At 51.6% G+C, this 25,538-nt stretch carries 18 protein-coding genes; 4 read left to right on the top strand and 14 right to left on the bottom strand.

Annotation, left to right across the window (positions count from 1 at the left end; all coding sequences use genetic code 11):
• The first annotated feature begins 186 nt into the window (after window positions 1–186).
• Window positions 187–1,077 (top strand): aromatic amino acid DMT transporter YddG, encoded by an 891-nt coding sequence (gene yddG, locus AC1DUO_RS19295; protein WP_013576971.1) that lies wholly within the window; start codon window positions 187–189, stop codon window positions 1,075–1,077.
• Here the strand turns inward: yddG and yacL are convergent.
• A complete protein-coding gene (gene yacL / locus AC1DUO_RS19290; protein ID WP_013576972.1) occupies window positions 1,067–1,432 on the bottom strand; it encodes a protein YacL in 366 nt (121 codons plus the stop codon). The genes yddG and yacL overlap by 11 nt on opposite strands.
• Before the next feature lie 76 nt (window positions 1,433–1,508).
• The gene (gene acnB / locus AC1DUO_RS19285) at window positions 1,509–4,106 is read right to left on the bottom strand and encodes a bifunctional aconitate hydratase 2/2-methylisocitrate dehydratase (RefSeq protein ID WP_013576973.1); all 2,598 of its coding nucleotides are present in this window, start codon (window positions 4,104–4,106) and stop codon (window positions 1,509–1,511) included.
• Between the two features lie 621 nt (window positions 4,107–4,727).
• Here acnB and AC1DUO_RS19280 point away from each other — a divergent pair.
• Complete coding sequence (locus AC1DUO_RS19280) at window positions 4,728–5,243, top strand: hypothetical protein (protein WP_013576974.1); 516 nt, start codon at window positions 4,728–4,730, stop codon at window positions 5,241–5,243.
• 105 nt (window positions 5,244–5,348) lie between these two features.
• Here the strand turns inward: AC1DUO_RS19280 and AC1DUO_RS19275 are convergent, their stop codons facing one another.
• The 8 genes from AC1DUO_RS19275 to AC1DUO_RS19240 form a co-directional block, all read right to left on the bottom strand.
• Window positions 5,349–6,332, bottom strand: a complete 984-nt coding sequence (locus tag AC1DUO_RS19275; protein ID WP_240433013.1) for a fimbrial protein — start codon at window positions 6,330–6,332, stop codon at window positions 5,349–5,351.
• Between the two features lie 7 nt (window positions 6,333–6,339).
• Window positions 6,340–8,781, bottom strand: a complete 2,442-nt coding sequence (locus tag AC1DUO_RS19270; protein ID WP_162906080.1) for a fimbria/pilus outer membrane usher protein — start codon at window positions 8,779–8,781, stop codon at window positions 6,340–6,342.
• 80 nt (window positions 8,782–8,861) lie between these two features.
• Window positions 8,862–9,575 (bottom strand): fimbrial biogenesis chaperone, encoded by a 714-nt coding sequence (locus tag AC1DUO_RS19265; RefSeq protein WP_119262093.1) that lies wholly within the window; start codon window positions 9,573–9,575, stop codon window positions 8,862–8,864.
• Window positions 9,576–9,670: 95 nt separating this feature from the next.
• Window positions 9,671–10,195, bottom strand: a complete 525-nt coding sequence (locus AC1DUO_RS19260) for a fimbrial protein (RefSeq protein WP_119262094.1) — start codon at window positions 10,193–10,195, stop codon at window positions 9,671–9,673.
• Between the two features lie 262 nt (window positions 10,196–10,457).
• A complete protein-coding gene (locus tag AC1DUO_RS19255) occupies window positions 10,458–11,513 on the bottom strand; it encodes an extracellular solute-binding protein (RefSeq protein ID WP_369794759.1) in 1,056 nt (351 codons plus the stop codon).
• A 57-nt stretch (window positions 11,514–11,570) separates the two neighbouring features.
• Window positions 11,571–12,407 carry an ABC transporter permease gene (locus tag AC1DUO_RS19250; RefSeq protein ID WP_013576978.1) on the bottom strand — a complete coding sequence of 279 codons (837 nt, stop codon included), beginning with the start codon at window positions 12,405–12,407 and terminating at the stop codon, window positions 11,571–11,573.
• The gene (locus AC1DUO_RS19245) at window positions 12,404–13,267 is read right to left on the bottom strand and encodes an ABC transporter permease (protein WP_477988365.1); all 864 of its coding nucleotides are present in this window, start codon (window positions 13,265–13,267) and stop codon (window positions 12,404–12,406) included. The genes AC1DUO_RS19250 and AC1DUO_RS19245 overlap by 4 nt, the downstream gene beginning before the upstream one ends.
• The gene (locus AC1DUO_RS19240) at window positions 13,254–14,345 is read right to left on the bottom strand and encodes an ABC transporter ATP-binding protein (RefSeq protein WP_013576980.1); all 1,092 of its coding nucleotides are present in this window, start codon (window positions 14,343–14,345) and stop codon (window positions 13,254–13,256) included. Before AC1DUO_RS19240 ends, AC1DUO_RS19245 begins: the two co-directional genes overlap by 14 nt.
• 228 nt (window positions 14,346–14,573) lie before the next feature.
• On the opposite strand from AC1DUO_RS19240, the gene AC1DUO_RS19235 reads away from it, so the two are divergent.
• Entirely contained in the window at window positions 14,574–15,404 is an 831-nt protein-coding gene (locus AC1DUO_RS19235) for a glycerophosphodiester phosphodiesterase (protein WP_015690456.1), read from the top strand.
• Window positions 15,405–15,426: 22 nt separating this feature from the next.
• Window positions 15,427–16,539: an ROK family transcriptional regulator gene (locus tag AC1DUO_RS19230; RefSeq protein WP_013576982.1), complete on the top strand. Its 1,113-nt coding sequence runs from the start codon at window positions 15,427–15,429 to the stop codon at window positions 16,537–16,539.
• A 24-nt stretch (window positions 16,540–16,563) separates the two neighbouring features.
• On the opposite strand, the gene AC1DUO_RS19225 is transcribed toward AC1DUO_RS19230, so the two are convergent.
• The 4 genes from AC1DUO_RS19225 to aceE form a co-directional block, all read right to left on the bottom strand.
• Window positions 16,564–18,975: a glycerophosphodiester phosphodiesterase family protein gene (locus tag AC1DUO_RS19225; RefSeq protein WP_232829686.1), complete on the bottom strand. Its 2,412-nt coding sequence runs from the start codon at window positions 18,973–18,975 to the stop codon at window positions 16,564–16,566.
• Window positions 18,976–19,224: 249 nt separating this feature from the next.
• Entirely contained in the window at window positions 19,225–20,649 is a 1,425-nt protein-coding gene (gene lpdA / locus AC1DUO_RS19220; protein WP_013576983.1) for a dihydrolipoyl dehydrogenase, read from the bottom strand.
• A gap of 211 nt (window positions 20,650–20,860) precedes the next feature.
• The gene (aceF, locus tag AC1DUO_RS19215) at window positions 20,861–22,759 is read right to left on the bottom strand and encodes a pyruvate dehydrogenase complex dihydrolipoyllysine-residue acetyltransferase (protein WP_015690459.1); all 1,899 of its coding nucleotides are present in this window, start codon (window positions 22,757–22,759) and stop codon (window positions 20,861–20,863) included.
• 13 nt (window positions 22,760–22,772) lie between these two features.
• The gene (gene aceE, locus AC1DUO_RS19210; RefSeq protein WP_013576985.1) at window positions 22,773–25,436 is read right to left on the bottom strand and encodes a pyruvate dehydrogenase (acetyl-transferring), homodimeric type; all 2,664 of its coding nucleotides are present in this window, start codon (window positions 25,434–25,436) and stop codon (window positions 22,773–22,775) included.
• Window positions 25,437–25,538 lie beyond the last annotated feature (102 nt).

Raw genomic sequence — 25,538 nt, 5'->3', positions numbered from 1 at the left:
ACCTGAACGGACGCACCGTTGGCTATTATCAGCCCGCGACCACCACTTCCACCGTGGGTCTGGAAGCCGGTTTCTACTTCTGATGATTTCAGACAATAAGCGCCTCTCAAGCGGATTGTTCCGGTGTAAATAACCGGAACAATCGCTTATCTTAAAAGTCTCCTTTTCCAGAGGCTTACCTTTCTTATGGATCGTTTTGCAACACTGTCTGGCGTTCTCGCCATTTTATTGTGGAGCATGAGCGTGGCGCTCACCCGCAGTTTGTCCGAATCTCTGGGGCCTTTTGGTGCGGCCGCCTCTATTTATACTGTCAGCGGAATTTTAGTCTGGATGGTCGGCGGCAAACCGTCGCTGCGTGGTGAATCTGCAGCTTATCTGATCATCTGCGGTCTGTTGTTTATCTTTTATATGGTGGCATTTTCACTGGCGATCGGTCTGGCGCATACCCGCCAGCAAACGCTGGAACTCGGGCTGGTGAATTATCTCTGGCCCAGTCTGACATTGCTGTTTGCGGTTCCGCTGCTGAAATTACGCGTTCGCTGGTGGATCTGGCCGGGCGCTGTGCTGGCATTTGCGGGAGTGCTGTGGGCAATCAGCGGCGGTCACGGGCTGGATATTCACCAGATGATGCGCAATGTGCGCGGCAACCCGGTGGCCTACGGTCTGGCGCTGGGCGCGGCCGTGTCGTGGGCACTGTATTCCAATCTGGTCCGCGTATTGTGTAAAGGCAAAGGCGTGCTGCCGTTGTTTCTGCTGGCAACCGGCGGCGTATTGTGGGCGCTTTACTTCACGTATTCCTCCAGCCGTATCAGCCTGACATTACCTGCCATTCTCGAATTACTGGCGATGGGCGCGGTGACCGCAGTGTCGTATCAGTGCTGGGATATTGCGATGAAAAAAGGCAATGCGACACTGGTGGCCGCGCTGTCATATTTCACGCCGCTGTCATCGATTCTGATTGCCGGATTGTGGCTGCATACGTTGCCGGGTGCCAGTTTCTGGCCGGGCGTGCTGATGGTGGTCGGCGGTTCGCTGCTGTGCTGGACCGCCTCGCGGGGCAAGTCACTCAGCGGTTAGTCATCACGAAAGAACGGTATTTGGCGAGGACTTGCAAAAAGTCCTCGACGCCGCAAAACGCCAGACTCTCCTCGTCGTAATAACTCATCCCTTCTTCAATCTCATCGCCGTCGAAATCCAGCTGATTGGCACGGATCATCACTTCATCGTCGGCTAACAGCAGCGTGTATTCATGGCCGGCCATCTGCGTCTGGCGTTCGCTGCCCTTCAGATCGCTCAATGCCGCTTCGACGTTATCGAGCACGCTCAGGTCGCCCTTCACTTCTTCATTCAGCCAGTGACCAAGCACTTCATGGCCCATTGAAAAACGCACTTTGACCTCACCGGTGATGTCGCGCAAAAAATCGTAATCCATGGTGCAGTCCTCTGAAAAAATCACAATAAAAAAGGGAGCCGAAGCTCCCTTTCAACACTGGCGCAAATATAGCGACTTAGACTGCGGTTTGGAAGATCACGCCGTCAGCTTTATCGGTATATTCACTCAGCTTGTCGAAGTTCAGATAACGGTAAGTATCCACTGCGGTCTTATCCACTTCCGCCATATAACCCAGATATTCTTCCGGCGTTGGCAGACGGCCCAGCAGGGAGGCGATCGCCGCCAGTTCCGCCGAAGCCAGATAGACGTTAGCGCCGTTGCCCAGACGGTTCGGGAAGTTACGGGTAGAGGTGGAAACGACGGTAGAGCCGTCCGCCACACGCGCCTGGTTACCCATGCACAGTGAACAGCCCGGAATCTCAACACGCGCACCGCTCTTACCAAAGACGCTGTAATAGCCCTCTTCCGTCAGCTGAGCCGCATCCATTTTGGTCGGTGGCGCAACCCACAAGCGGGTTGGCAACGCGCCTTTATGGCTGTCGAGCAGTTTACCCGCCGCACGGAAGTGACCGATGTTGGTCATGCACGAACCGATAAAGACTTCATCGATTTTGCTGTTCTGTACGGAAGACAGCAGACGCGCATCATCCGGATCGTTTGGCGCACAAAGAATTGGCTCTTTGATCTCGGCCAGATCGATTTCGATCACTGCCGCGTATTCAGCATCCGCATCGGCTTCGAGCAGGGTCGGATTCGCCAGCCACTCTTCCATGCCTTTGATACGACGCTCGATGGTACGACGATCGCCGTAACCTTCAGAGATCATCCACTTCAGCAGAACGATGTTAGAGCTGAGGTATTCTTTGATCGGCGCCTGATCCAGTTTGATCGTACAACCTGCCGCTGAACGTTCTGCGGACGCATCCGCCAGTTCAAACGCCTGTTCGACTTTCAGTTCCGGCAAGCCTTCGATTTCCAGAATACGGCCAGAGAAGAGGTTTTTCTTGCCCTTCTTCTCGACGGTCAGATGACCTTCTTTGATCGCGTAGTAAGGGATCGCATGCACCAGGTCACGCAAAGTGATGCCCGGTTGCATTTTGCCTTTGAAACGCACCAGAACGGATTCCGGCATATCAAGAGGCATCACGCCGGTCGCTGCCGCAAAGGCCACCAGACCGGAACCCGCCGGGAACGAAATCCCGATCGGGAAACGGGTATGGGAGTCACCGCCGGTGCCGACAGTGTCCGGCAGCAGCATACGGTTCAGCCAGGAGTGAATGATGCCATCGCCAGGGCGCAGTGAAACACCGCCACGGTTCATGATGAAATCAGGCAGCGTATGGTGGGTGGTCACGTCAACCGGCTTAGGATAAGCAGCGGTATGACAGAATGACTGCATCACCAGATCGGCAGAGAAGCCCAGACACGCGAGGTCTTTCAGTTCATCACGGGTCATCGGACCGGTGGTGTCCTGAGAACCCACGGACGTCATTTTGGGTTCACAATATTCGTTCGGACGAACACCGGCAACGCCACAGGCGCGCCCCACCATTTTCTGCGCCAGCGAGAAACCTTTGTTGCTTGCAGCAACAGGTTTCGCAATGCGGAACACTTCGCTCTGCGGCAATTTCAGGGATTCACGGGCTTTGGTGGTTAAACCACGGCCGATGATCAATGGAATACGGCCGCCTGCGCGCACTTCATCGAGCAGGACATCGGTTTTCAGTTCGAAAGTCGCGAGCACTTCGTCGGTTTCGTGATTCCGCACTTCACCTTTATACGGATAGATGTCGATAACATCGCCCATATTGAGGTTGGACACGTCCACTTCGATCGGTAAGGCACCGGCATCTTCCATGGTGTTGAAGAAGATTGGCGCGATTTTACCGCCGAGTACCACACCGCCGCCGCGTTTGTTTGGCACATGAGGAATGTCATCACCCATGAACCACAGCACGGAGTTAGTGGCCGATTTACGCGAAGAACCGGTACCGACAACGTCACCCACGTAAGCCAGCGGGAAACCTTTTTTGTTCAGTTCTTCGATTTGTTTGATCGGACCGACGCTGCCCGGTTGATCCGGATGAATGCCTTCGCGTTCATTTTTCAGCATTGCCAGCGCATGCAGAGGAATATCTGGACGGGACCAGGCATCCGGAGCTGGTGACAAATCATCGGTATTGGTTTCACCAGTCACTTTAAACACCGTGACGGTGATTTTCTCAGCCAGTTGCGGACGTGACAGATACCATTCGGCATCCGCCCATGACTGGAGGATTTTTTTCGCGTGTTCGTTGCCCGCGTGTGCTTTTTCTTCCACATCGTAGAAGTTATCAAACATCAGCAGCGTGTGAGACAGCGCTTTCGCGGCAATGGGTGCCAGCGTTTCGTTATCCAGTGCGTCGATCAGCGGGTGAATGTTATAACCGCCCTGCATGGTGCCCAGCAGTTCAACGGCTTTTTCAGGAGTGACCAACGGAGAGGTAGTTTCGCCTTTGGCGACTGCAGCCAGGAATCCGGCTTTAACATAGGCGGCTTCGTCGACGCCCGGTGGAACACGGTTAATCAGCAGGTCTAACAGAGTGTCTTCTTCGCCTTGTGGCGGATTCTTCAGGGACTCAACCAACGCTGCCATCTGTGAAGCATCAAGTGGCTTAGGGACGATGCCCTCTGCAGCACGCTCGGCTACGTGCTTACGGTATTCTTCTAGCACGACTTTCTCCTCGCTCTCATTGTCATTTATTATGCCTGGCTTCCATCATCAGCCTCGCGTCATGCCTGTAGGGACAGGGGAATTCAAACGGTCTGATGACTCGGGGACACTGCGGGTATGATTGTTTCTTTGTCGGTTTACGACACATCCTGAACCTGAGCACAGTGCCCTTTAGCGCCCGGGCAGCATAGCAGGATTTTGCCCGCTTGTTAATTCGTTCACATAAAAGCAACATTAAATCTTTGCTGAATCGTTGAGCACAGACGGATCGGCTGTTCATCCCAATTCGCCTTCTAGATCATCACAACAACCCTGATCACACAAGGGAATAAACGGCGGGAAATGCAGAAAAAAGACACAAAAAAACCGCCCCAAAGGACAGCCGGTTTGTAGCTGGCAGGTCAGTGCTTCCTGAACAGAAAGTGAGTGAAAAGCAATCTTATAACCCCCGGACTCATCTTCGGATCGCAAAACACAACATTGGCAGGAAATACTTATTGCTCGGGAAAACAACTTCGCTATATGTTTTTGAATATTGATTTATTACTGATTACTCAGGAAGAAAATTACCGGTTTATTTAATACATGGAAAAAACGTTTAAATAACAGGGATCGTTAAATATGAAAAAAAACCTTCTGATGCTTATGCTCACGATGACATTCTCTTGCTTTGCGCATATCAATGAAGACATCGAATATAGCCGTGATAAGTATCTTTTAGCCTACAATAATCTCAACACTAAACTGGAGGAATGTATGGCAGAAATGAAATCCCGGCCTTTTATTACTTCAGCCGATATAGCAGATTATGACAAAAGAACGGTAAGCATCGCCGTTTTATACCTTGGCACCGCTCAAATCGATCAATGTGCCGGGAATGAACATCATCAGTTTATGATCAGGGCATTTGACTACTACGATGCACTAACAGAAGTTAGCGTCTACAGCCAACAAGTTAAAACACTTCATAATGATCTTTTTGCTCTTTTACCTGCCGGAAATATACGGTTAGAAAGAGAATATGAGAGCTTTCCCTTAAAAACCAGGACTGAGTTAGAAGCACGCTTAAAAAATAAAAACCTCAGATCCTACCCCTCATTCCAAAGCAGCCCGCAGTATGATTTTGATGATAAATAGCCGGAAACCGACACTCAGTGCGGACACGCCGGGAGGTTATCGTACATATCTGGCTGTTTTATCAGAACAAACTTCACTTCATGTCGTCTGCAAAGGCGACCTTTCTCAATAATAAATCATCGTAAACGTGGCCGTGCCATTCGCACTCCCGCTGCTGAGTGTTTGCCCGTTGAGATAGTAGCGGGCAAAAAAGGGAATACTCAGGCTTCCTTCGCTGGCCGAAGGGGTGATTGCCCATTGTTGTCCGAGGCTCACAGGCGAGGTATCGCCTTTCAGGATCTGAATTCCCACTCCGGATGCCTGCCCTTCCGCACCATTGCTGATTTTGATCACACCGGCGACCAGCGAATCGTCAGCAGTGCCATCGATACGGATATTCACATTCGCCCCGGCATCACAATTGAGTTCGATGCTAAATGGGACATCGGGCGTGACGCCGCCAGCGGAGGCACTGGAAAAAAGCCCCGGCCAGACCGTGCCCAGAGAAACATTAATGGTGTTATTCAGCACATCGCAGCTTTCCGTTCTGATGTTGATATTGCCTGTATAAGAGAGCGTGTTGGCTCCCCCGCCCCCGAGGCCGGATTTGCCATACACCCCCAGCCCGAAACGGGTCTGGCTTTGCGCCAGTGCCGTATCCGAAATGTCATTGGCGGTTTTGACTAACGATAACGTGACAGCTATCTGATAGCTGAGACTGCTGTCCAGGTTACCCAGCGATGTGTTGCGCGTATCGCAGCCTACACCACCGCCAACCACACGTTGTCCGCTGGAGTTAGTCAGGGCAATACCGATGCCCTCGACACCGGTAGAGTAAACGCCGGGGAAACCCGCGATTTCTGTACCGTTTCCGTAGTAACAGGCGATGATCGGGTCGCCGGAGAGTTCGTTGCTGCCGTTTGTACCGCAAGTACCGCTGATGCTGAAAGTATGCTGACTTCCGGGAATATCCGCCCCAACAGGCAAAGAGGATGTTACCGCAACCGAACTTAAATCCCAGGACTGCGGCATTACCGGTGCGGTAGAACAGGCTGCCCATAATTTGCCAGAAAACAGAACCAGACAGACCAGCAGTATCATCATTTTCATAAATACCTCATCGACATACGCTGCTGGCCTGAGAGACCGCCGCTTTTTGCGCACCAGATAATGTAAACGGTGCTTCGCACTGTCCCCCTTGCCATGTCACTCTGACCGCGCCCTGATCCGACAAGCCACTGAGATACACCTGCCCCTGGTCGCCGACGATGGCGCGGTTTCGTTCGTCGCCCACCACAAACGCCTCTGCGCCGAAGGGCACAGGCTGCCCGTTATAGGTAAGGTTGAGCAATAATCTGCTACCGGCCCGCGTGGTAAAGGACGCCATAACCACGGCACCGGCAGTGGGAACAACGGAAAGGATGTTGTCGTCAATATCGACGTTTTCGTCCAGTGATGTGGTATCCAGCGCCACACGGGTTCGCTTGTACGGGCTGAGATAATTCACCACCGCGTAGCCGCGCCAGTCGGTATACACGCCGGTATTATTTTGCAATTTCACGCCCGCCGCCCCCGGGGCGCGGACAATGGCAATGGCAGAGAGATCGCTGGCAAGAGGCTGCGCGAAAGTGACACCGAAGGGATGGCCCACAATGGCACCCTGCCATCCGTAATTGACCTGATGAGTGTCCTGATTGTAGTTGTAGCCCCCGCTGAGCTGCGCGGCGCTGCCCAGATAATTCAGGCTGGCGCTACCGCTGTTTCCCTGCCCGTGAGTGCCATAACCTTCACTGACGGCATAAGAGAGGTTGTTATCCTCAAGCAGCATGCCGTTGATACCGGTCTGATAAAGCGTCCGCCCGTGACTGGCGCTGTTCACGTTAGCCGTGGCCCAGGCGTTTGACAGCCAGCGACCCAGGGGGATACTGACATTAAAGGCGATCTGTTTATCGCTCTCAGTGCCGTAAGTACAGTTATCCGATACCGATAAGGCGTAATCGATACTGGCAATATTGACGTTGTAACTGATCCCCAGACTGCGCTGATTAATTTGCGACTGTCGGTAGTTTTGCTGATACCACGAAAGCGAAAGCGATCCCCACTGCCCGTTATTAATCATCTGAGTCAGGTTAAGGCGATACTGTTCCCGTGGCTGACCATAGTAATTTCCGTTGCTTGCGTCCTCATGCCAGTTACTGGCATCACTGAAATGATAAAAATCCCCGGCAAAGCGGATCCCTGCCAGCGACAGCGTTGAGCCTGTTGCAGTCACACTTTTGGCATATTGCAGCCGGTATGCCTGACCGCGTTCTGTGTGATTGTCCGTCAGTTCGCTGTTGGCCAGCGTGGTATCAAACGACAAAGATCCCCAATCTCCGACCATACTGCCGATACCGGCATTCGCCGCTTTATAGTTCTGCGCCAGCTGACTGCCGCCAAACAGCGTCACGCCATAACCCAGACCATAAATCAGTGATCCCTGAAGAAATTCAGGTTCATTACCCCCGGACTGATAGGTGCGGTATTTCCCCAGTGTCAGGGCATATTTCAACCGGCCTTCGCGCTGCATGATCGGGATAGCAGAAAATGCCTGGGTAAAATGTCGCTCTTCGCCATTACTTTCCCTGACCGTTATCTCCAGATCCCCGGAAGCGGAAGTCGGGTATAAGTCGTCGATGCTGAAAGCGCCGGGCGGCACATAGGTCTGGTAGATCACCATGCCGTTTTGCTTAATCGTCACCTGCGCGTTGCTTCGGGCAATACCGCGGATCACGGGGGCGAAGCCGCGTAAGCTGTCAGGCAACATATTGTCATCGGAAGACAACTGCACGCCGCGAAAGGTAAAACTGTCAAAAATATCCGCAGGTGTCGTGCTTTCTCCCGCGATAAATTGCCCTTTGAGCACCGGCACATCGCGCTGGAGAAAGCTGTACGCCGAATCCCAGTCCTGCTGCGATTGCCCGTCAATGTTGCGGCTGTAACGCCAGGTGCTGTAATTGCGCAGCCGCCAGCCGCCCCAGTTGGCACCACTTCTCAGGCTCAGAAACTGGCTCTGATCACTGCCGCCTGAATTTTGCCAGGTACGGGCACCGCTGAGGTTGTAATTAAGCAGTAAGGCCGGCGTTCCCTCATCCCATAACTCCGGGCTGACCGCGCCCCTTGCCAGCGTGTCGAGCAATCCCTGAGGGATGGTGATCAGGAGTTTCTGGCGGGAAAAGTCAAACTGGCTCACAACACCGGGCATCAGCGGCGTGAAATCCTCAACCGGCTTTTGTACAGGCCAGTCGCGTAATGCCGGAATGCTGCGGGTTCTGAGTCCCAGATTTTGCCATTGTGCCGGAGTAAAAAGCGGGGAGAGTGTCAGATCCCTCAAGGCGATAAACGTCACATCCTGCCGCCCTTTCGGCACATTGTTCACCAGCACATCCACGCGGTAAACACCCGGCGTCTGCCCGCCAGCCCGGGAAAATTGCGATATATCCACCGGCGCGCCCGGATGTTCTATTTCCAGTGCCTGAACGTTAAAACGGTCATCCGCGCGTGTTTCAGATGTTCCCAAAGCGATTCCCGCCAGAAGCCATGACCGCAAAAGGGAAGATGAAAGATGCGTAACGACATGATTTTTATTCATAACATGCCTCAGCGCATCCGGTTTTTTTCCACTGAACTGGTACCGCCATAATCATTGACGACCTGCCAGCTGACCTCGCCAGTGACCGCTCCCTGAGGCCAGGGATAACGGGCTTCCCCAAAGGGCGGAACCATGGTGTTACCTGTTGCCACACGGTTGCTGCCAAGGTTTAACCTGAAAAATGTGAAGTAATAAGGTGTCGGATTGGTCACCCGCAGCGTTGAGTCCTGGCGGGAGAACTGCAACTGCCGCCAGGCGCTTTGTCCTGCGGGTGTGAGCAACGCTGCGGGCCGGTAAAAAAGCTTCAGGCGCGTCTTCACCACGATTTGCAATAAACCGGCGGGGGCATTTTCAGGCAAACGGGGGATGGATTTGATATTCAGCCAGAACAGGGATTCGCGATCTTCAGGCAGCACGCCGCCTGTACGGATAATTCGCAGACTGTTATCTTGACCGGCATTCAGCCGAAATAAAGGGGGAGTCACGATAAAAGGCGCAGGAACGGAGGATTTTTGTGTCCCGTCAGGCCCGTTATTATCCACCCATGACTGGATCAGAAAGGGCTCTGACTGTGCACCCTGATTACTGACGGTCAGCGAGGTTTCTTTTTTATTACCCGGATATATCACCCGCGTGGCTTCTGTAATCACACCCGCATAAACCGGAGGCACCGGAAAGAGAATAAATAACATCCCTGATAAAATAATAAAAAGACGCCGCATATATTCCTCTCATATTTCCGTCAATAAAAAAAAGACATCCGCGTCTGAAGCTCTGGCATCCCTGCCAGTTTAAAGAGATTATTTGTTGATTATTATTATTGATAATTAATGGTGAACTGAGAGGTCCCATTTGCTGCGCCTTCGCCTACGGTTGCCCCGGTACTTTTGTAGCGGGCGATAAAGTTCATATCCACCCCTTCGGCGGTCGCATCAATGGGATAAAAACGTGAGGCCGTGTAAAGAGGAATTGGTGTCCCCTGACTATCCGCAATTTCAATGCCTATACCGGTTGCGCCACCGCTAACTTCCAGCAGCTGATTATCCACTGCATCGGCGGTACCATCAAATTTGACGGCCGCAGCGGTGAAGGTTGTCGGGCAGTTGGTGAGTGAAATCGTGAACGCGGTCGGCGAAGAAGTATCACCGGCTGCCGTAAATGAGGTCGCGGCGACAGTGCCTAAATCCACATTAATGGAGGCATTACTTCCGCCATTCACATCACATGTCGTGGCAACAATTTGTCCGATGAAATTAATGGTGCCATCGGCTGCCTGTACAACGGACTGACTGAAACACAACACACTGCCGAGAAGTAAAATAAAAGAATTACGCTTGTTCATGAAATAATACCTGAGATTAAAATTGAATAAATCCCACCAGATTCATTTATCAAAGCTGGCGATATACATTCACTTTAAACAAGCAGGTATATTTGAGGTAATCACATCCCCTCACATTATTTTATCGATAACATTGAGCTGAAGAAAATAAATGAATGAGGATGTAATGAGATAAATGAGAACAGGCACAGTGTATGCCACGGGTGAAAAAAGGCAAAAAAACCGGAAATGAGAAATATTTCCGGTTTCAGACATGGACGACTTATTGCATAGAAACCTGGCGCACAAACTCTTTTCTGAGCTGCATGCTGTATTCCTTGCCGTAAAACTGCGTGGCAATGTCTGGCTGCACCACGTCTGTTTTCACTTGTTTGTTCATCGGCACCGCGCCGAAAGCGACATTCAACGCCCGCTGGGTTTCAGCTTGCGTTAACCAGTTCAGGAACACCGCCGACGCCGCCGGATGTGTGCTGTTTGCGGCAATAGCCGCAATATTGCCCCCTCCCGGCATACCAAAAGCCGGAATATAAAATTTCAGGCGCCCGGTAATCGCCCCGGATTTTTGCAAACCTGCCAGATGATCTTCCCAGGCGGGTACCAGCAATAATTCGCCATCATTCAGACGGGTCAGGCTATCCGCACCCGATGCGGTCTGGGTGATTTTTTCTTTATTACCGACGAACCATTCCCAACCCTTTTTCCAGTTTTTAATAATGTCAGGATCGACTTGCGTGGCATCGGCATCAAATGTGCCTGAGGAGAGGGTGACCACGCGCTGAATAAAGGCTTCGCCTGCCCCGCCGTTATTCGGATCGTTGTAACCAAACTTCTTCGGATTCGCATCGATAAAGTGTTGTAAATCATCGAGTGATTGCGGCAAAGGTTGATTGCCCATCTGTTGCGGATCGTAGGCCATACCGGTTTGGTTGCCCCAAAAGGCAACCGCATATCCTTCGGTATTCACGCTTTGCAACTGATGCACCGCATCCCCGTAACCCGGCAGCCAGTCTACCTGCGCCAGGGCATTTGCTTTACGGATGATCGGTAATTGCGCCACCGACAAGGCCACCACGTCCATTTTGCCTTTCTCGCGGCGAGCTTCCGCCAGCAGTTTATTCATGTTGCCATCAATCGACCCTTCCGGAATACGCACTTTAATTCCGTACTGTTTCTCAAAATCAGCAACGAAACTGCGCCATTGCGGTTGTAAATACCAGACGTTGAAGGTGACTGAGCCTTCTTTTTTGGCCTGTGCGACGACAAGATCCCAATCTTGTTGCGCCAGTGGCGTGGCGGTCGCTGCCCCGCTCAATAACATGCCACTGAGAAATAAAACCGTGCCTGTTTTCATGTTGAATGACTCCCTTATCAAGGATCACGCCTTGCCGGTTGACTGTGACAGATAATTCCCTTTCAACAGCTTCTCAATAATGACCATCAGGACGACATTCGGGATCACCAGGATCATTGAGACTACCGCCGCATCCGGGCGCACAAAGGAATAGCCGAGAAAAGAATAAAGAATGGTCGGCACGGTAATAAAATCTGGCGCGCCCAGGACGTATGAAATGCTGAACTCTTCTAAACTGCGCACCAGACAAAAAATCAACGCGGCCAGGAAACTGGGCTTGAGCATCGGTAAAAAAGCATTGCAGAACGTTCCCCAATGGCTGGCACCGAGATCGCGACTGGCATCAATTAAATCCTGCGGCACCGCTTTAAACCCTGCGGACATAATGCGAATCGAGTAAGGCAGTGTCAGCACAGTGTGCCCTAACACGATGCTGATAAACGGGTTGCTGATATTCAGATTCATCAGCATGGCGCTGAAGAAAATCCCGATGATCATACCTGGCATGACCAGTGGGATCAGCGTGAGCATTTCCGCAACGGCTTTGCCCCGAAAAGTCATGCGCCCAAACGCATAAGCGGTGGGTAACGACAGCAGTAAACTCAGCATCGCCACGGCGGGCGCAATGGTGTAGCTGTTAAAGAGGGCTTCTGACAGCGAAGTTTGCTGCCACACCTGTATCCAGCGGTTAATCGACAACACTTGCGGGAATAAGTCCGGGTAGCTCCACGGGTGTTGCGGGTCAACCAGCGACCATAAGATAGCCATTGAAAATGGCAGTCCAAGCCAGACCAGATTGACCAGAATAAAGAACAACAGTGAAATCGTGACGATCAGGCGTCCATTCGCCGTGCGGTTCATTTGACCTCTCCTTTGCGGGTGGCGAGCGGTGTCAGGAGGATAGCGATAAGCAAGGTACCCAATGCTGCCGTCAGCATGATAATCACGGCAATAACCGCAGAGTTATTCCATTCGCCGTATTCCATAGCCGTGGCCTGCATCAGGCGAGCCAGCGAGTAGGTATTGCGCGGACCCGCGACGGAGAAGAAGGCAAAGTCGCCCAGCGCACCGATAAAAATAAGGATCAGGGACACTTGCACGGCGGGTAACGTCAGGGGAAAGATAACGTCCCGAAAACAGCGCCAGCGGCTGGCACCCAGGTTACTCGCCGCGTCCAGTACATCGGTACGGATTGCGTTAACTGAGCCACCGACCAGAATCAGCGCGAACGGCAGATTCTTCCAGATTTGTAAGATAACGACGCCCCAGCCAAAGTCATCGTTCTGCATACGCAGCGGTTGATCAATAACGCCCAGCGCCAGCAATAGCTCATTGATCACGCCGTGATAAGCAATGATATTGATGAACAGAAATGCCGCCACGAGGCCGGGAATAAACATCGGTGCACGCAAAACAGCAACGATACCTTCTTTCGCCACCAGCGGCTGACGGAGCCACAACGCCAGCGGGTAAGAGAGCAGCACCGCACCGAAAGCCCCCAATATTGAGACTTTAACCGAATAGATCAGCGCGCTGTGCAGCACCGGATCTTGTAATACGTTTTGCCAGTATTCGAGCGAAAACTGGCTGTCGCCGGAAAGATTGAAATAGCCGATGCTTTGTACCAGCACCACGTAAAAGGTCGATCCCATCAGCAACGCAATGGTGCCTAGTCCACTGATCATCAGCAGCCAGGCGGTCAGCTCATTACGCCATTTCATCGTGCCCCTCCACTACTGGCTCGAGGAAGTGAATCGCATCCTCGGGTAAACGGAAGCAAACCCGCGCCCCGCTTTCGGCCTGCGGTTTTTTGACCAGTTGCAGACGTACCGACAATTTACCGTCATCGTTATCGCCCCATGCTTCGGTCAGGTTGCCCATAAACGCCATTTTGCGCAGCGTGAGGAAGAAATGGTTATCGCCGGTTTGTGGTTGCGGCACAAAGCGCGCATCTTCAGGCCGCCAGCAGATATAGCAATGCTCAGCGAGCGGAGGACGCGGAGAACGTACGTAAAACTCACCTAACTGGCAGCGAACCCGATAAAAACCAGGCTGTTCCGCAGGAGTGATGTGGGCGATATCGATATTGGCCGCACCAATAAAATCAGCGACGAAACGGTTAGCAGGACGGTAATAAATCTCTTCTGGCGGCCCAATTTGCTCCACGTTGCCCGCATTGAGCACCACGATCTTATCGGACATGGTCAACGCTTCGGCCTGATCATGGGTGACATAAATGGACGTGAGTTGATATTGCCGCTGTAACTCTTTGATTTCAAAACGCACACTTTCACGCAGTTTCGCATCCAGATTGGACAGCGGCTCGTCAAACAACACCACATCCGGACGCGTGACCATCGCTCTGGCCAGTGCCACGCGTTGCTGCTGCCCGCCAGAAAGTTGCACCGGCATTTTCAGGTGCTGATCCTGCAAGCCAACCTGCTTCAACGCCTCCGCCAGCCGCAGTTGCTGCTCGGCAAGAGGTAAGCGTTTTTGCTTCAAACCAAAACAGATGTTATGCGCCACATTCAGGTGCGGAAACAGCGCGTACGACTGAAAACACATTGCCGTGTTGCGCTTTTCCGGCGGCAAATTATTAACGGATTGCCCGTTAATCAGAATGCGTCCGCTGTCTGGCTGATGAAACCCGCCGATCATTTTGAGCAGCGTGGTTTTGCCACAGCCGCTCGGGCCAAGCAGGGTGACAAATTCACCTTCCTCGGCGGTGAAGGAGATCTCGCGGGCGGCGTAAAACGCGCCAAATTGCTTTGTAACCTGTTCCAGTGAAAGCGTCGACATAGTGTACAAATCCTGTGTTAATACTCCGGCAATTAAATTTACACACTAAATATAAAATTTATGTGACAAAGATCCTCAAAATCAAAACCAAGCCATAAAAACACAAAAACTAATTATTTATCATAATGTTGAATAATAAAAATAATCACTATAATTATTTTATTCCCATAATTAAATTTAAAGAGTAAATTTAATGGCCATATGTTCACACCATAAAAGGAACAGGCAATGGCGTTTAACTTTCATCAGGCCGCACAAGGCATCGTGCTGGCAAACAGTCACCGCGGCTACTCCAGCCGTTATCCGGAAAACACTCTGCCCGCGTTTATCGGGGCAAAAGAGGCAGGGACTCATTGCATTGAGTTAGATATTCATCTGACCGCAGATAATCATCTGGTGGTCACACACGATCACCGCATTGATCGCGTGTCGACCGGCACAGGTTTTGTCGAGCAAATGACGCTCGCGCAGTTACGGCAATTTGATTTCGGCGTTAAATACCATGCGCAATTTGCGGGCACGCCGATCCCTTTATTGCAGGATATTCTGCGTTGGGCGGTAGAGAATGGCATGGGCCTGATCGTGGAAGTGAAGCAACGTCGTCGACATGACGAATTTGTGTATCATCTGGTTGCCTTGTTGCAGTCAATGCCAGAGGCGCTGTCACATATTCAGTTGCTGGGGTTTAATCATGTGTTGATTAACCGCGTCAAAGCCCTGATCCCAGATTTAGCATTGCAGGTCGTGACGCTGGAGCGTTACAACAATCAACTGGCCGCCGTGCAGCATTCCCATGCCAGTTGCGTCTGTTTTGAATATGAGTTCGCCCATGTTGACGATCTTCGGGCCTATAAACAGGCGGGACTGGGGGTACGCATGTACCTGCATGAAGTGAAAAATGGCATGACGCCACTGGAGCAGTACCAGCACAAATTCGGGTATGATAGTCGCCCCGAGATCATGGGCTGGCTGCGTGAAGGTCTGATCGATATGCTCAGCCATGATGATCTTCCGTACCTGCAGGCGCTGATAGAAGAAGCGGGACTGCGCTGGGCCTGATAACAAAAACGATAGCCATATTATGAATGTAAAACCTGACCGTCTGGAACTGCGTCCTACCCAACGTTTGCTGCTGGAGCTGATTCGTCGCCATGCACCGGTGACACGCGCCGAACTGGCGCGCTATTCAAATCTCACTGCAGGGGCAATCACCCAACAATGCCGGGAGCTTTTATTTTCGGGTCTGGTTATCGAAGGCGAACGCAATATGGGGCAGCGCGGACAACCGTCGCTGCCCCTGCGGCTCAATCCTGGCGGCGCGTGTGCGGTCGGGCTGGCTTTCAGCCCTGGCTTTATCGACATGACGCTGGTCGATCTCAGTGGCCGCAAACTGTTCAGTATTTCTGAGCCTCATCAGGAAAATCAGCCGCTTGCCACCACACTAAAACAGATTAAAAACCTGGTGGAGCAGACGTTAAAAAAACGCCAGCTTAAACATGCGCGCATCCTCGGCATGGGGTATGCCGTGCCGGGTTTTCTCAAGCCCGATGGCAAAAAGCGTCACTGTGTGGCCTGGCTTTCAAGCTGGCGCGATGTCGACCTGCAACAGGCGTTTGAGGACAATTTGCCCTGGCCGACATGGGTTGAAAACAACGCCAATGCCTCGGCGATTGGCGAGCTGTATTCAGGTACGTGGAATTCCTATCGTGACATAACCTTTATCGATCTCGGCTACGGGATCGGTGCCGGGATTATCGCCGATGGCAAACTCCTGCGCGGCGGGTTTCTGAATGCCGGTGAAGTCGGTATGGCATTTCCCGGCGATAAACCGCGTCCATCCTATAAAGATCTGGTCGCGACGCTCACACAAGCAGGGTTAAGCGAAGCGCAACTACCGGCACTCACCGCAGAACAGCATCCCTTGCTGGAAGTCTGGTTTTCACGCTGTTGCGATCAGGTCGAGCAGAGCATCATGGGATGTCTGCAATGGCTGGATCCACAGTTGATTATTTTAGGGGGTGCCATGCCGAAAACCATCACTGAAAGGCTGACTGAGGTTTTAACGCAAAGGCTCGATGCCAGGCTTGATCCAGACCGCCCGAAAGTCCGGCTGGCGAACTCCCCGATGGGTGCCGAAAGCGCCTCGTGGGGCGCGGCGATGATCCCGTTGTATCAGGTGATTAATCAGGCATAGCGCACTATGCCTGACGACCGCGTGTTATATTGCTGTGCCGAATGACCAGTAATAAGGATCCGATAGCGTTGACGGTTTATCGACGTAGACATAGCCATAGGAATAGGCGTAATACAGTTTGCCCGAGTATGCCCAACCCAGGCTCATATGATGGGCATCAATTAGCGAAAACCAATCCTCACTGCCGCTTTTAGGTTGCATCTCCCACAATGTATTCTCCGAGGTGCAATCCTTTTTCCAGCCAACATAATCCCACGAATGGTTGCTCAACGCTGAGCGCAAGCATTGCTCCTTATTATATGCGGGTGAAATACGTACCCGTCCATCGGGTTGTCGTTTAACTGACATCCATGCGTAATAGCCGGCTCGCATCACCGCAATAGGTGGGTCGGGACGATAGGTCCATGCATAGGAATCATTGTTATTATAGAGAGCATAAGCATCTTTCTCGGAAGCCAGACTCTTGCCTTCCATGACTGCACTACCCAATTGCCAGGACAAAATCGATTGCATATAAAAAGAAGGTGTCCAGACATGTGGCGTTAATTTTCTATCAAGCACTCCAGTGCCAGAAAAATAAGTATTAATTGAATCCGTGTCGTCAGCCGTAATGACATTTGCGCCGATATCCCGCAGCCAGCCGAGGTTCATGCGATAATCATTTTTTTCTGCCGCTATTGTTGACGGACTGAGCTTATCCAGCACGCGGTAACAGCATGATGAGTCGTTATTATAAAATGCTTCTCTGACCGAGATATCCTGCGGGATATTTTTGTCATAGACCGTTTCGGTGTAGAAATTTAAATTTTTCCATAACATGTAATCTGGTACGGGTGAGAATATCTCCAGCGCTTTCCCTGCCCCTTTAATTACCGCCACCATTTCAGCCACCGTACCACTCACCGTATTTGATAACTGGAAATTGGCTGGCGCGTCATAGCTGCCCTGTTCATTTTGTTTGGTGCTCACTTCCTCAAAATCGGCGGAATCTTTAATTAACACAGAGACCATCGGGGCCAGTGTCGCTGGCGCGTTTGCCCATGCGCGAACGGCACAAACCGCCTTGCTATCGGAGATCCCGGCGGGACAGGCAAAGGTGGTGTCAGGCAAGTCATTTATTTTACTGGCATCATTAGGTGTAATCACCGGATCGATCATGATGGTGACCCCCGCCGGGATACCGGCGTTAATCAGTGCATTATTCCAAAGGTCTGGCGAGGGATATTCCGCCATATTCACTTTCATAATGATCCGCTGTAACAGGTTGCTGCCCGAATACGTAACCGATTTATTATACAGGGCCAGTGCAGTGGGCATGATGACGGAAGATGACTTGGTTTCGAGATAAATGAGTGACTGGCCATTATAGGCAATGTAATCATCTATCAGTTGATTGACCGTCGGTACCGTATACGTTGTCGGTTGTCGCGTGGCAACATTGACGAGGTACTTTTGCTGCAATTCTGCCAGTGTCAAACTACTCAGCGCCACATTCGGCCCGGAGTTCGCGATAGGATCATAAGTTGGCTCAAGCATCTTACCGATGTTGAGATCATGAAACACAACCAGTTCACCGTCTGACGTCGCGCGGACGTCCGTTTCCACGTTAGCGCGGCAACGATCATAGGACAGATGAAAAGCACCGAGGCTGTTTTCTGGCTGCGTGTCATTAAAATCCCCTCGATGCTGGGCCGTGACTATTTGGTTATTCTTCGCAAGGTTGTTTTGTAATTCATTCAACAATGTCGCCGACGTTGGACATTCCGTGGCATTCTTCCTTAATTCAGCGACAAACTGCACCGTTTCAACCGTTGCCTTCCCTTGCGCATCATCACCATCCGTACCGGAAAGTTTGAAATTGCCGTGTTCCTGTATCGGGATATTTTGAATCGCGATGGTATCTTCCCGCGGCTGGTAATCTGAATTCATAAAGAAAGCCAGGTCAAAATAATAAGGCTCATCACTTTTCAAACACGATTTTTCATCGTCATCGCCAACATCATAGAGAAACGTCCAGTCTTTACTCGGGGGAACATAGCCCCCCATTTCCGGGCATTTTTTGCTATACATTTTTACCGCATAAAATATGCCGGGAATAGACGTGCCATAAAGTTGCACGTTTTTACCATTTATGGCGGTAAAAATATCTAATGACCCCTGATATCCGGCAACACTGCCTGAAAAAGCTTGCCCATCCTGACCTGCATTACAGGTTGAATGAATCTCGGTTGAAGGAATATATTGCGTACTGGTTTGCGTGGTGAGTTGCTTAAAACCATTGGCAGGCGGTGCTTCATCAGTAATTACAATCGTATCGCTGTAGGTGATATTTATGTTTGATTGTGAGGTAAACATACATTCGGTTGCGGCCTTAGCCGACGGACATAATGACAATAAACATAATACGCTGAGCGTAGTCCTTAACTTAACGTCCATTGTTGCTCCATTTATATATCTAATGTAATTAAAACAATTAACCCCCTCCGTTTTAACATTGAATTTAAAATAAAATGCTACCAAGCTCACGAATAAAGCAATCAGACACCAAATATTAAACAATCAACGCATTAAACATATTCAATTTATATTTATCATTAACAACCTATTTGATATATAAATAACTAGCACCTAATATCAGGCAAAAAAAAACGCCTCCGGAGAGGCGTTTATCAGCAAAGGAGAAAATTACTTTTTCTTCGCTTTCGGGTTTGGCAGGTCGGTAATGCTGCCTTCGTAGATTTCTGCTGCCAGACCCACGGACTCGTGCAGAGTCGGGTGAGCATGGATGGTCAGCGCGATATCTTCTGCATCACAACCCATTTCGATCGCCAGACCGATTTCGCCCAGCAGCTCGCCGCCGTTGGTGCCGACAATCGCACCACCGATAACACGGTGAGATTCTTTGTCGAAGATCAGTTTGGTCATGCCGTCTGCGCAGTCGGAAGCGATAGCACGGCCGGAAGCTGCCCACGGGAAGGTGGCGGTTTCGTAGCTGATGCCTTTTTCTTTCGCTTCTTTCTCAGTCAGACCCACCCAGGCAACTTCTGGCTCAGTGTAGGCAATGGATGGAATGACTTTCGGATCGAAGTAGTGTTTCTTGCCGGAGATAACTTCGGCAGCTACGTGGCCTTCGTGAACACCTTTGTGCGCCAGCATTGGCTGACCGACGATATCGCCGATAGCAAAGATGTGTGGCACGTTGGTGCGCATTTGTTTGTCGACGTGGATGAAACCACGGTCGTCCACTTCAATGCCTGCAGCGCCCGCTTCCAGCAGTTTACCGTTAGGCACGCGACCGATAGCCACCAGCACGGCGTCATAACGCTGTGGTTCAGCAGGGGCTTTTTTGCCTTCCATCGTGACGTAAATGCCATCTTCTTTGGCTTCTACGGCTGTCACTTTGGTTTCCAGCATCAGATTGAATTGCTTGCTGATTTTCTTGGTGAAGACTTTCACCACGTCTTTATCAGCCGCAGGGATCACCTGATCAAACATTTCTACCACGTCAATCTGAGAACCCAGCGCGTGATAAACGGTGCCCATTTCCAGACCGATAATGCCGCCGCCCATGACCAGCAGACGCTCAGGGACGCTTTTCAGCTCCAGTGCATCAGTAGAATCCCAGACACGCGGGTCATCATGTGGAATGAATGGCAGTTTGATTGGACGGGAACCCGCCGCAATGATCGCATTGTCGAAAGTGATGGTCGTCGGACCATTTTCGCCTTCAACAACCAGAGTATTCGCGCCAGTAAATTTGCCCAAGCCGTTAACGACTTTGACTTTACGGCCTTTCGCCATACCGGACAGACCGCCGGTCAGCTGGTTGATGACTTTTTCTTTCCAGACGCGGACTTTATCGATGTCCGTTTTCGGCTCACCGAAAACAATACCGTGTTCAGCCAGTGCTTTTGCCTCAGAGATCACTTTCGCGACGTGCAGCAGAGCTTTAGAAGGGATACAGCCAACGTTCAGACACACGCCGCCAAGCGTGGAATAACGTTCAACCAGAACAGTTTCAAGACCTAAATCAGCGCAACGGAAAGCAGCAGAATAGCCCGCAGGACCCGCCCCAAGTACCACGACCTGAGTTTTAATTTCAGTACTCATCATGACCTCTTAATTTATGTCCGGCGGGTCTGACGTCATTTTATATCGTAACGCCCATCATCCACCGGGTCGTTCTATCCGCCCGCAGTTTACAAAATTGTTAACAAATTTGAAACAACAAACGGCATCCGATTTGTGCTTTGCCCTGGAAAATCTCAAACAGCATGAAGAGATCATCAGAAAAAAGCCGGCCGTCTGGCCGGCTTTTCACTTACATCACCAGGCGGCGAATGTCTGACAACACGTTGTTGATGATGGTGATGAAGCGCGCACCATCGGCACCGTCAATGACACGGTGGTCGAAGGAGAGCGACATTGGCATCATCAGACGCGGTGTGAACTCTTTGCCGTTCCAGACTGGCTCAATGGCAGACTTGGAAACACCGAGGATAGCCACTTCCGGCGCATTAACGATTGGCGCGAAGTGGGTCGTCCCGATACCCCCGAGGCTGGAGATAGTGAAGCAACCGCCCTGCATTTCGCCAGCAGTCAGCTTACCGTCACGGGCTTTCTTGGAGATAGCCATCAGCTCACGGGACAACTCGGCGATGCCTTTCTTGTTCACGTCTTTGAAGACCGGAACAACCAGACCGTTTGGCGTATCAACCGCCACACCGATGTTGATGTATTTTTTCAGCGTCAGTTTCTGACCATCTTCGGACAGGGAACTGTTGAAGCGTGGCATCTGCTCAAGGGCAGCGGCAACGGCTTTCATGATGAAGACCACCGGGGTGAATTTCACGTCCAGTTTGCGTTTAGCGGCTTCATCGTTCTGCTGTTTACGGAACGCTTCCAGCTCAGTGATATCAGTTTTGTCGAAGTGCGTAACGTGCGGGATCATCACCCAGTTACGGCTCAGGTTCGCACCAGAGATTTTCTGGATACGGCCCAGTTCAACTTCTTCAATCTCRCCGAACTTGCTGAAGTCCACTTTCGGCCAAGGCAACATGCCCGGCAGACCGCCACCCGTTGCTGCTGCCGGCGCGGCTTCAGCACGTTTGACCGCGTCTTTCACGTAAGTCTGTACGTCTTCACGCAGGATGCGACCTTTACGGCCAGTGCCTTTGACTTTCGCCAGGTTAACGCCGAATTCACGGGCCAGACGGCGGATAACCGGCGTGGCGTGAACGTAAGCATCGTTCTCTGCGAATTCGCCTTTGCTTTCTGCTTTAACAGCAGGAGCAGCGGCTTTTTGTTCCTGTTTCGCCGGGGCAGCCGCTTCTTCTTTCTTAGCCGCCGGAGCAGCAGGCGCAGCGCCTTCTACTTCGAAGACCATGATCAGAGAGCCGGTGCTGACTTTGTCGCCCGCAGCAATTTTGATTTCTTTCACGGTACCCGCGAACGGAGCCGGGACTTCCATTGAGGCTTTGTCGCCTTCAACGGTAATCAGTGACTGTTCTGCACTGATTTTGTCGCCCACTTTCACCATGATTTCAGTGACTTCAACTTCGTCGCCACCGATATCAGGCACGTTCACTTCTTTGCTGCCGGACTGAGCCGGTGCAGCAGGTGCCGCGTCTGATTGGGTTTCTGCTGCTGCGGCAGGTGCGGCTGCACCAGAACCTGCCACTTCGAAGACCATGATCAGGGAACCGGTGCTGACTTTGTCGCCCGCAGCGATTTTGATTTCTTTCACTTTGCCCGCGAACGGCGCAGGGACTTCCATAGAGGCTTTGTCGCCTTCTACGGTGATCAGCGATTGTTCCGCTTCTACTGTGTCGCCTACTTTTACCATAATTTCAGTGACTTCAACTTCGTCGCCACCGATATCAGGTACGTTCACTTCTTTGCTTTCGCTGGAAGCAGGTGCGGCAGCAGCAGCAGGTTTCTCTTCTGCTTTGGCTTCCTGTTTCGCAGGTGCTGCATCAGCAGCACCGTCAGCGGCGTCAAAGATCATGATCAGTTTGCCGGTTTCGACGGTATCGCCGACCGCAACTTTAATTTCTTTGACCACGCCAGCTTGTGGAGAAGGCACTTCCATAGAAGCTTTATCGCCTTCAACGGTGATCAGCGATTGTTCTGCTTCAACTTTATCGCCCACCTTCACCATAATTTCGGTGACTTCCACTGCATCTGCACCGATGTCCGGTACGTTAATTTCAATAGCCATCTGTCTTTACCTCTTATGCCAGACGCGGGTTAACTTTTTCTGGATTGATATCGAATTTCTTAATGGCTTCAGCCACTACAGACGTTTCGATTTCGCCGCGTTTAGCCAATTCACCCAGCGCAGCAACCACAACGTAAGACGCATCCACTTCGAAGTGGTGACGCAGGTTTTCGCGGCTGTCTGAACGACCGAAGCCATCCGTACCCAGTACGCGATAATCGCTGGCCGGAACGTATGTACGAACCTGTTCAGCAAACAGTTTCATGTAGTCAGTAGACGCCACCGCTGGCGCATCGCTCATCACCTGGGCGATGTACGGAACGCGTGGGGTTTCAGTCGGGTGCAGCATGTTCCAGCGCTCACAGTCCTGACCATCGCGGGCCAGTTCAGTGAAGGAGGTCACGCTGTAAACGTCAGAACCTACGCCGTAGTCTTTGGACAAGATCTCTGCCGCTTCACGTACGTGACGCAGGATGGAACCGGAGCCCAGCAACTGCACTTTCCCTTTGCTGCCTTCCAGCGTATCCAGCTTGTAGATACCCTTACGGATGCCTTCTTCCGCGCCTTCCGGCATGGCTGGCATGTGGTAGTTTTCGTTCAGCGTGGTGATGTAGTAATAAATGTTTTCCTGCGCTTCACCGTACATACGCACCAGACCGTCATGCATGATGACAGCCACTTCGTAGGCGTAAGACGGGTCGTAAGAAATACAGTTAGGGATAGTCAGAGACTGAATATGGCTGTGACCATCTTCGTGCTGCAGACCTTCGCCGTTCAGGGTAGTACGACCTGACGTACCACCGATCAGGAAGCCACGCGCCTGTTGGTCACCCGCTGCCCAGCACAGGTCGCCGATACGCTGGAAACCGAACATGGAGTAGTAGATGTAGAACGGGATCATTGGCAGATCGTTGGTGCTGTAAGACGTTGCTGCGGCCAGCCATGAAGATGCGGCACCCAGTTCGTTGATACCTTCCTGCAGGATCTGACCTTTCTCGTCTTCTTTATAGTAAGCAACCTGCTCACGGTCCTGCGGGGTGTACTGCTGGCCGTTCGGGCTGTAAATACCAATCTGACGGAACAGACCTTCCATACCGAATGTACGCGCTTCATCGGCGATGATCGGCACCAGACGGTCTTTAATGGAGTCGTTTTTCAGCATCACGTTCAGTGCACGGACGAAAGCGATAGTGGTAGAGATCTCTTTCTTCTGCTCTTCCAGCAGTTGTGAGAAGTCTTCCAGTTTCGGCATTTCCAGCTTCTGCGTGAAGTTTGGCAGACGGGTCGGCAGGTAGCCTTTCAGCGCAGCGCGACGTTCGTGCAGGTATTTGTATTCTGCAGAGTCTTTTTCCAGCGTGATGTACGGCAGTTTTTCCAGATTTTCATCGGTTACTGGCACGCTAAAACGATCACGGATATAGCGCACGCCATCCATGTTCATTTTCTTCACCTGGTGAGCAATGTTTTTACCTTCGGCAGCGTCGCCCATGCCATAACCTTTAATGGTATGCGCAAGGATAACGGTCGGCTGACCTTTGGTGTTCTGTGCTTTGTTCAGTGCAGCGAAGACTTTCTTCGGATCATGGCCGCCACGGTTCAGCGCCCAGATTTCGTCGTCGGTCATATCTTTGACCAGAGCGGCGGTTTCAGGGTATTTGCCGAAGAAGTGGTCACGAACGTATTTACCGTCGCGGGACTTGAAGGTCTGATAGTCGCCATCCACGGTTTCGTTCATCAGCTGGATCAGTTTACCGCTGGTGTCTTTACGCAGCAGTTCATCCCAGCGGTTGCCCCAGATCACTTTGATCACGTTCCAGCCAGCGCCTGCAAAGATGCCGTCGAGTTCGTTGATGATTTTGCCGTTACCGGTTACCGGGCCATCAAGACGCTGCAGGTTACAGTTGATGATGAAGCACAGGTTATCCAGTTTCTCACGGGTCGCGATGGTGATCGCCCCTTTGGATTCTGGTTCGTCCATTTCACCGTCGCCCAGGAATGCGTAAACGCGCTGTGCGGAGGTGTCTTTCAGACCACGGTGTTCCAGATATTTCAGGAATTTAGCCTGATAGATGGCACCGATCGGGCCCAGACCCATGGATACGGTCGGGAACTGCCAGAACTCAGGCATCAGTTTAGGGTGCGGATAAGACGACAGACCTTTACCGTGAACTTCCTGACGGAAATTGTTCATCTGGTCTTCAGTCAGACGGCCTTCAAGGAAAGCACGTGCGTACACGCCCGGAGAGATGTGGCCCTGGAAGTACACCAGATCGCCGCCGTCTTTTTCGTTGCGCGCACGGAAGAAGTGGTTGAAGCACACTTCGTACACGGTCGCAGAAGACTGGAAGGAAGCCATGTGGCCGCCGAGTTCCAGGTCTTTCTTGGACGCACGCAGAACGGTCATGATGGCGTTCCAGCGGATAGCAGTACGAATGTTACGTTCCAGCTCCAGGTTACCCGGGTATTCAGGTTCGTCTTCAACAGCGATGGTATTGACGTAGTTACGGCTGGCTGCGCCAGCAGCGACGCTTACGCCGCCCTTGCGCGCTTCACTGAGAACCTGATCGATCAGGAACTGTGCACGCTCAACACCTTCTTCACGGATGACCGATTCGATCGCTTGTAGCCAGTCGCGAGTTTCGATCGGATCCACGTCATTATTTACACGTTCTGACATGGTGCTTTTCCTTATCTGTCTCTAATACGTTGGTTTATCTGGAGCCTGTCTTCCTGCGCTCTTTCTAAAACGCGCTTCGCCGCTAAGAGAACGCACGAAGAC

The sequence above is a fragment of the Rahnella sp. P4_A8 genome (genome assembly GCF_056402435.1).
The sequence above is the reverse complement of the archived record's forward strand: the minus strand, read 5'-3'. Positions and strand labels throughout refer to the sequence as shown.

Excerpts from the sequence above, each read along its gene's own strand:
- AC1DUO_RS19235 (WP_015690456.1), top strand. The coding sequence starts at position 14,574 with ATGGCGTTTAACTTTCATCAGGCCGCACAAGGCATCGTGCTGGCAAAC.
- AC1DUO_RS19280 (WP_013576974.1), top strand. The coding sequence starts at position 4,728 with ATGAAAAAAAACCTTCTGATGCTTATGCTCACGATGACATTCTCTTGC.
- aceE (WP_013576985.1), bottom strand. The coding sequence starts at position 25,436 with ATGTCAGAACGTGTAAATAATGACGTGGATCCGATCGAAACTCGCGAC.
- AC1DUO_RS19250 (WP_013576978.1), bottom strand. The coding sequence starts at position 12,407 with ATGAACCGCACGGCGAATGGACGCCTGATCGTCACGATTTCACTGTTG.
- AC1DUO_RS19265 (WP_119262093.1), bottom strand. The coding sequence starts at position 9,575 with ATGCGGCGTCTTTTTATTATTTTATCAGGGATGTTATTTATTCTCTTT.
- AC1DUO_RS19240 (WP_013576980.1), bottom strand. The coding sequence starts at position 14,345 with ATGTCGACGCTTTCACTGGAACAGGTTACAAAGCAATTTGGCGCGTTT.
- yddG (WP_013576971.1), top strand. The coding sequence starts at position 187 with ATGGATCGTTTTGCAACACTGTCTGGCGTTCTCGCCATTTTATTGTGG.
- lpdA (WP_013576983.1), bottom strand. The coding sequence starts at position 20,649 with ATGAGTACTGAAATTAAAACTCAGGTCGTGGTACTTGGGGCGGGTCCT.
- AC1DUO_RS19260 (WP_119262094.1), bottom strand. The coding sequence starts at position 10,195 with ATGAACAAGCGTAATTCTTTTATTTTACTTCTCGGCAGTGTGTTGTGT.
- AC1DUO_RS19245 (WP_477988365.1), bottom strand. The coding sequence starts at position 13,267 with ATGAAATGGCGTAATGAGCTGACCGCCTGGCTGCTGATGATCAGTGGA.
- AC1DUO_RS19275 (WP_240433013.1), bottom strand. The coding sequence starts at position 6,332 with ATGAAAATGATGATACTGCTGGTCTGTCTGGTTCTGTTTTCTGGCAAA.
- AC1DUO_RS19230 (WP_013576982.1), top strand. The coding sequence starts at position 15,427 with ATGAATGTAAAACCTGACCGTCTGGAACTGCGTCCTACCCAACGTTTG.
- AC1DUO_RS19255 (WP_369794759.1), bottom strand. The coding sequence starts at position 11,513 with ATGTTATTGAGCGGGGCAGCGACCGCCACGCCACTGGCGCAACAAGAT.
- AC1DUO_RS19225 (WP_232829686.1), bottom strand. The coding sequence starts at position 18,975 with ATGGACGTTAAGTTAAGGACTACGCTCAGCGTATTATGTTTATTGTCA.
- yacL (WP_013576972.1), bottom strand. The coding sequence starts at position 1,432 with ATGGATTACGATTTTTTGCGCGACATCACCGGTGAGGTCAAAGTGCGT.